Annotated in this window: 3 protein-coding genes and 1 pseudogene; all 4 read right to left on the bottom strand. The window is 71.3% G+C overall.

The window, feature by feature from the left end:
- A partial coding sequence (locus tag ACWC09_RS51930) for a WXG100-like domain-containing protein (RefSeq protein WP_450859238.1) occupies positions 1-3,392 on the bottom strand: 3,392 nt, incomplete at its 3' end.
- Between the two features lie 60 nt (positions 3,393-3,452).
- The gene (locus ACWC09_RS51925; RefSeq protein WP_450859236.1) at positions 3,453-3,839 is read right to left on the bottom strand and encodes a WXG100 family type VII secretion target; all 387 of its coding nucleotides are present in this window, start codon (positions 3,837-3,839) and stop codon (positions 3,453-3,455) included.
- A 50-nt stretch (positions 3,840-3,889) separates the two neighbouring features.
- Positions 3,890-4,393 carry a YbaB/EbfC family nucleoid-associated protein gene (locus tag ACWC09_RS51920; protein WP_450859234.1) on the bottom strand — a complete coding sequence of 168 codons (504 nt, stop codon included), beginning with the start codon at positions 4,391-4,393 and terminating at the stop codon, positions 3,890-3,892.
- A gap of 186 nt (positions 4,394-4,579) precedes the next feature.
- A pseudogene (locus ACWC09_RS51915) lies at positions 4,580-6,153 on the bottom strand (hypothetical protein); the annotation flags it as partial.

Here is a 6,153-nt window from a genome sequence, read left to right as displayed (position 1 = left end):
AGCCTGCCGGTGGGAGCGTCCGGCAGACCGTCCAGCCTGCCGGTGGGAGCGTCCGGCAGACCGTCCAGCCTGCCGGTGGGAGCGTCCGGCAGACCCTCCAGCCTGCCGGTGGGAACGTCCGGCAGGGGCTCGGGCCTGGCGGTGGGGGCGCTGGGCAGGTCGTCGAGCTCGTCCAGCGTGAACGCGTCGTGCTCGCCGGGGCCCTGGCGCAGGAACTGCTGCTCCTCCTGGGTGCGCGCGAGGTCCTGCTCGGCCCTGCGGGAGATGCCTTCCTGGACCAACCGGTCCAGCCGGCTCCCGGGACCCGAACCACCGGACTCCGTACCGCCGCCTCCGCCGCGTCCGGATCCCGCGCCGGGACGGTCCGAGCCCGAGGCCGGCCGGTCGATCTGGTGCTCGAGTTCGCGGCGCAGCGCCGCGGTGTTCTCGTCGTGGGTGCGTACGGTGGCCAGGCGCTGCTGGGCCTGCTCCAGCTGTCGCTCGGTCTGCTGTACGACCTCCTCCGGCGCGCCGGTCCGGCGCTGCTGGGTGAGCTGGTCGCGAAGCTGGGTGACCTCCTGCTCGTGGACACGGACCTGCGCCAGCCGCTGCTGCTCGGCGACCTGGCGCTGCTGCTCCCGGCCGGCGAGGTAGTCGCTGAGGTTCCGTTCGGCGGTCCGTGCTTCCTGCGGGCTGCCTGCGTTCTCCATACGCCGCATGAGTTCGGCCTCGCGCGGGTCCTGGTGCGACCCGTCGCCGCGCAACTCCTCGAACCGCCGCATGAGGTCCGCGTGGGCCGCCGCCGCCGCAGCGCCGCCGCCCTGCTGACGCAGCCGGTCCTCCAACTGCCGCGTCTGCTGTTCGATCTGACGGTCCGTGTGCTGTTTGAGTTCCAGCTGGGCCTGACGGGCTGCCTCCGGCGTCCGGGCGTTCTCCACCTGCCGGACGAGCTCCGCCCGGTGGGCGTCCGCCTCCGGTGCGCCGCCCGGGTTCAGCACCGTGCGCAGCTCGGCCAGCCGTCGCTCCGCCGGCGTCCAGTTGTTGAACTTCGCCTGCGTGTCCAGCGCCTCCTTGCGCTGTTGCGGCGTCGTCGCCGCATCGACCCGCTGCTGCAGCACGCCCTGCTGGTGCACTCCCAGCTCGTGGATGATCTGGGCCCGCTCCTGCGGGTTCGTCGCGGCATCGAGCCGCTGACGCAGCTCGGCCTCGCGCGGATCCTGCGGCGAACCGCCGTTCAGCGTGTCGAGCCGTCGCAGCAGGTCCTCGTTCCCCGCCTGCGCCCGGGCGTCCTCCTGCGTGTGCAGGCGCTCGGTGAAGTTCTGCTGCTGTTCCTGAATCTGACGGTCCGTGTACTGCTTCAGCTCCTGCTGGGCCTGGCGCGCCTCCTCCGGCGTCCGGGCGCTCTCCACCTTCTGCACGAGTTGCTCACGCTGCGGGTCGTCGGCGGGCAGCAGCCCCTCGCGCAGGGTGCCGAGCTGCCGCTCCTGAGGCGTCAACTGGTTGTGCGCGACCAGGTCACGAAGCGCCTGCTCGTGCTCCTGCGGCGTGTTGGCGTCCAGCACCCGCTGCAGCAGTTCCTGTCCTCGCGTGTCCGGGAGCGCCCTTTCGCGCAGCGCGTCGAACCGCCGCTCCAGCTCCGTCTGGGCCGTGCCGTCGCGCACATCGTCCAGCTGCCGCTGCAGTTCGCGCTGGTTCTGGAAGTCCCGCAGCGCCCCACGAGCCTCGGACACCTCCTGCGGCGACTGTGCCGTCTCCTCCTGCGCGATCGTCCGCCGCAGCATGACGTCGGACTCGGGATCGGACTGCGCCAGCCGGTCCAGGCGCTGCTGCGCCTGCTCGTGCCACTCCAGGTCCTTCCGCAGCGCCTCCCGGACGGCCGGGTCACTGACCGTGGTCATCTCCCGGCGGATCTGCTCCACCCCCGAGTCGAAGGTGCGCGGGGAGTTCTCGGCGACCACCTCGACCGGAAGGTGACGTTCGACGAAGTCGGTGTACTCCTTCAGCCGGCTGTCCAGCAGGACCGGGTTGCCCGTCCGCTGCGCCCGCTCCACGGCCTCCACCTGACCACGCCAGGCGTCCTCGTTCACTCCCAGCTCACCCAGCCGGGAGAACCCGGTCTCCACATGGGCGCGGAAGTCCGTCAGCCGCTGGTCGAGGATCTCGTTCTCGACAGTCGTCCGGAAGTCGTGCAGCCGGCGGGCCGCCTCGGGCAGGTCGCCCGCACCGACCGCCTCACGCACCGAGGCGGCCCGCGGGCGCCACTGCGTCTCGGGGAGTCCGGCCGTCCGCGCGAGCGTGCCGAGTTCGTCGACGCGGCGCTCCACCTGCTCTCGCAGCGGAGGCAGCGTCCCGCTCGGAGCGGAGGGAAGGTCCGTGACCAGCACGCTGTGCGACGGATCCGGCAACTCCGACGGATCGAACGGTTTGGGAGCGTCCGGCAGGTGGAGGTCCTCCTCGCCCGGTCGCTGTCCGGTCGGGTGCTCGTCGGGCACGTGTTCCTGCTGCTCTTCGGGCGCTTCCCCGGGGAGGCGCCCCGAGGCACCCGGCCGGCTCTCGCCGGAAACCCGGTGCTGCAGCATCTCGGGGGAGAAGGGCATCTCGAGTTTGGGCACCTCGATGCGCTCCGGTGAGCCCCCCTCGCGCAGGGTGTGGCCGTGGGAGATGGCTCCGCCCAGTCCGCCCGCGGCGGCGCCGAGGCCGAGGTCCTGATGGGTGCCGAAGATGAGGTTGCTCGCCTCGGTCGTGCCGAGACCGGTCAGCGCGCCGTGAGTGACACTGCCGAGGAAGGACTTGGTGAAGTCCGGGGCCAGGTGGCGCAGGATCTGCCCCAGCCCGCCGCCGACGGCCCCGCCGAGCGCCCCCATCTCGAACGCGCTCTTGGTGGCGTTCAGGTCCCAGTGCGTGCGGTCGCCCTTCAGGAACTGGATGATCTGCACCGCGACGTCCATGCCGACCTGCATCACGATGGACGACAGCACCGCGATGAACAGCTCACGCAGGATGATCTGAATGGCGAACCGGCCTGCCGCGATCACGGCGGGAATGGCAGCGGAGCCGAACAACGTGGCCGACAGATAGGCGACCTCCGCGGCCATCCACGCAAGCTGGAGGATGATCATGTACTTCGCGTACTCGATCTCCAGCGCGATGTTGTCGGCCATCGCCCCGAGCTGCGCAGCCGACAACGCCATGACGGGCAGGGTCTGGCCCAGCTGGTTGACGAACTGCGCGAACTGCTCCGCCGGAGCCCCGGCCAGGCTCTCGAACGTCGCGGCAGTCGCCGTGTTGAGCTCACCGAGAAGCTGGTTGATCTCCAGCGCCGTCGTGTTCCACACCGACCCCAGCTCGGCGAGCCTGTCCTCGTTCCCCGTCGGGAACTCCTGCCCGACGGTGATCTTGGCAATGGGCCCCAATTCCGGTGGAATCGTAATGCTCATGAATTACGGGGCCTTTCCACCGGATATGTCAGTACGTCAGCGGCGCACGGAGCCGCGGCCGGACGAGTCGCCAGGCGCCTTCGGGAGGGAACTCGAGTCTCCGCCGCGCTCGAAGGAGCGGGCGGTCGACGTGTTGTTCTCCTCGGTGGCGTGGAATCCCTTCGCCATGGTCTCCAGGCCGTCGGCCGTGCTGTCCAGCACGTCGACGATGCCGCGCAGCCCGGTGAGCATCTCCTCCTTGGGCTCCTGGTACACGTTTTCGAAAGACTTGCCCATCGGGTCGTCGCCCCAGCAGTCCCCGAGCGCGCCGAGGCGCTCCTCGAGCCGGCCGACGACCTGCCTCATCTGGTCGGAGAAGGCCCGGACGTTGGGGGCGTTCTTGGCCAGGCCGTCGGGGTTCACCGCAAAGTAGTTGGAAGGCACCGCTACCTCCTTCTCGCATCAGGTCGGGGGCAAGAACGTTCCGGGGTCGCTCAGGCCACCGGAGGCCGCGCGATACGGGGACCAGAGCCCCGGCCGGGGCGGCCGTGGACGGTGTATTCCTGGACCTCGTCCGCCATGGGCGGCGTCTCCGGCAGCAGTCCGCCCAGGTCGGCCTTGCCCTGGAGCAGGTCGGCGGCGGCCATCCCGGCGGGGAGGTGACCGGAGAGCACCTCGGCCACCTCGGCCATGACGGTCGTCCGGGCCTTCTGGATCGTGGTGAGGAGCATCTGGGAGAGCTCCACCGGAGCCATGCGCTTGTAGGCGCTGGTGGGGAACTCGATCTCGGTCACCTCGCCCTGCGAGTTCACGGTGACCTTCAGAGCCTGTCGGGGAGCCGTCGCGCTGCCCTTGACCTCACGCATCTTGCGCTGCAGCTCGCCGACCTGGGCGCGTTCCCTGCGGTACGCGCCCAGCAGCTCCTCGATGTGCTGGTCGTAGGGACTCGACACGATGTTCCTTTCCCCTGCCGTGACGATCTCGTCCTGCTGGGACACGCTTCCCGCCCTGGTCACGCGGGGTTGTGAGGGTTGTGATGGACAGGAAACCTGCAATTCTGTGCGACGCAAACCAGTTCGGCTGGTCAAGGGTCCGACGGGCACCGGCCTCTGCCCCAACGAACATGTGAGGCCGCTGTGGGAGGTGTCCCGGCAGCTCCGCCGCATTGTCGCGGCGGAGCATGGTCAGTCGAGCGCGTCGGCCTTGTCGGGAACGGCGCCCCACGAATCGGCGCCCTGCCTCAGCAGGGCGGAGATGCCACGGCTGCCTTTGGCCTCATCGCCGTCGTCCTCCGAGGCCTCTGGCTCCGCGTCCTCCTCGTCGGGCACGTCCGCGGTGCTGAGCAGCATCCCGGCGTATCCGGTCGCCGGCATCGGCGACTCCTCCGCGACCGCGGTCTGGGAGCGGTCGCGCCGCCAGGTGGCCAGTCCCGGGCCGGTGACCGGCTCGGCGGAGGCCTGGTCCGCGCCGGGGGGCCGCGAGAAACCGAGCCTGGCGGCGAAGGCCGCGTCGTCCTCGTCGCTCCACCCCGGCTCCTCCACGAAGGTGGCCGCGCTCTTCTCCTTCGAGCGCTCCTCCTCGTCGGTGCCGACGCCCGCCTCGGACACCGCGCCGTCCTCGTCGCTCCATCCCTCGCTGTCGCTGAGGACGTACTTGGGCAGGTGCTCTTCCTCCTCGTCCTCTGTACGGTTCCTGCCGAGCGCCCACAGCATCGCCGGGTCGGTGGCTTCCCACGCGCCGGTGTCCTCCGCAGCCTCCGAGCTGTGGACCAACGCGACACGGGCCTCGGCGAACTCGTCCGCCGCCGCTGAGTCGGCGCTGCTGAGCGCCGCCCCGCCGGCCGGAGCCCCATGCGTCTCGCTGGGCAGGCCCTCGACATCGGGGTCGGCCCAGCCCTTCTCATGCCCCAGCAACAACCCCGAAGCGTCCGAGCGCTCGTCGCCGCCCCGGGACGCTCCCCCCGGCATCCCGTACGGCGGCGCCATGCCGCCGTCCTGCGCGGCCGCGCCCTCGGCCGCCGCCGCCTCGTCGAGAGCGGCCTGCTCCGCACCGGCGGCTGCCGGGTCCCCGGTGGGCACCGACACCCCGCCGACCCCCACCTTCGACGGGGTCGATGGCGTGCCCGTGCGCATCGGTACCGCCTCGTCCGGGCCGTTCGTCCTGGTCGCCGGCGGGACCGGGGGCACCGCAGGCGCCTGCTGGACCGAACCCGTCGGCACGACGGGAAGGGGGAGGGGAATCGGTACCCCGTCGTCGTGCTTCTTGCCCTTGGCCGGCTTAGAACCGTCGGCACCCGTCATGTCCGGAAGCATCACACCACCGATGCCCGCGGCCGACGGCACCGCCTCGCCGGTACCCAGCACCAGCCCAGGGCCACCTGCGACCGTCCCTCCGGACGTGGCGAGCTCGCCTTCCCCTGGCACCGCCTCGTCCCCTGGCGACCAGGGCTCGACGCCGCCCGACAGCAGGCCGGACGCATCGGAGCGGTGCTCTTCCTTCGGCGCACCACCGACTCCCGGCGCCATGGGCATGAAGGGCATTCCCGCGCCGGCCCCCTCGGGCACCGAGCCGGAGGGGGATGCGCCCGGGGCGGACCCGTTCGCCAGCGACCCGTCCGGCAGCGGTGTCACCAGTCCGGGCCCACCCGTGGCCGTACCCGGTATGGGGGAGATGTCACCCAGGGCGGGAGGCTCGGCGCCGTTGCCGGACCAGGGCGCGATGCCACCGGACAGCAGGCCGGACGCGTCTGATCCGCCCT

It is taken from the genome of Streptomyces sp. NPDC001617 (genome assembly GCF_053596855.1).
This window is presented reverse-complemented; position numbering and strand designations above follow the sequence as displayed.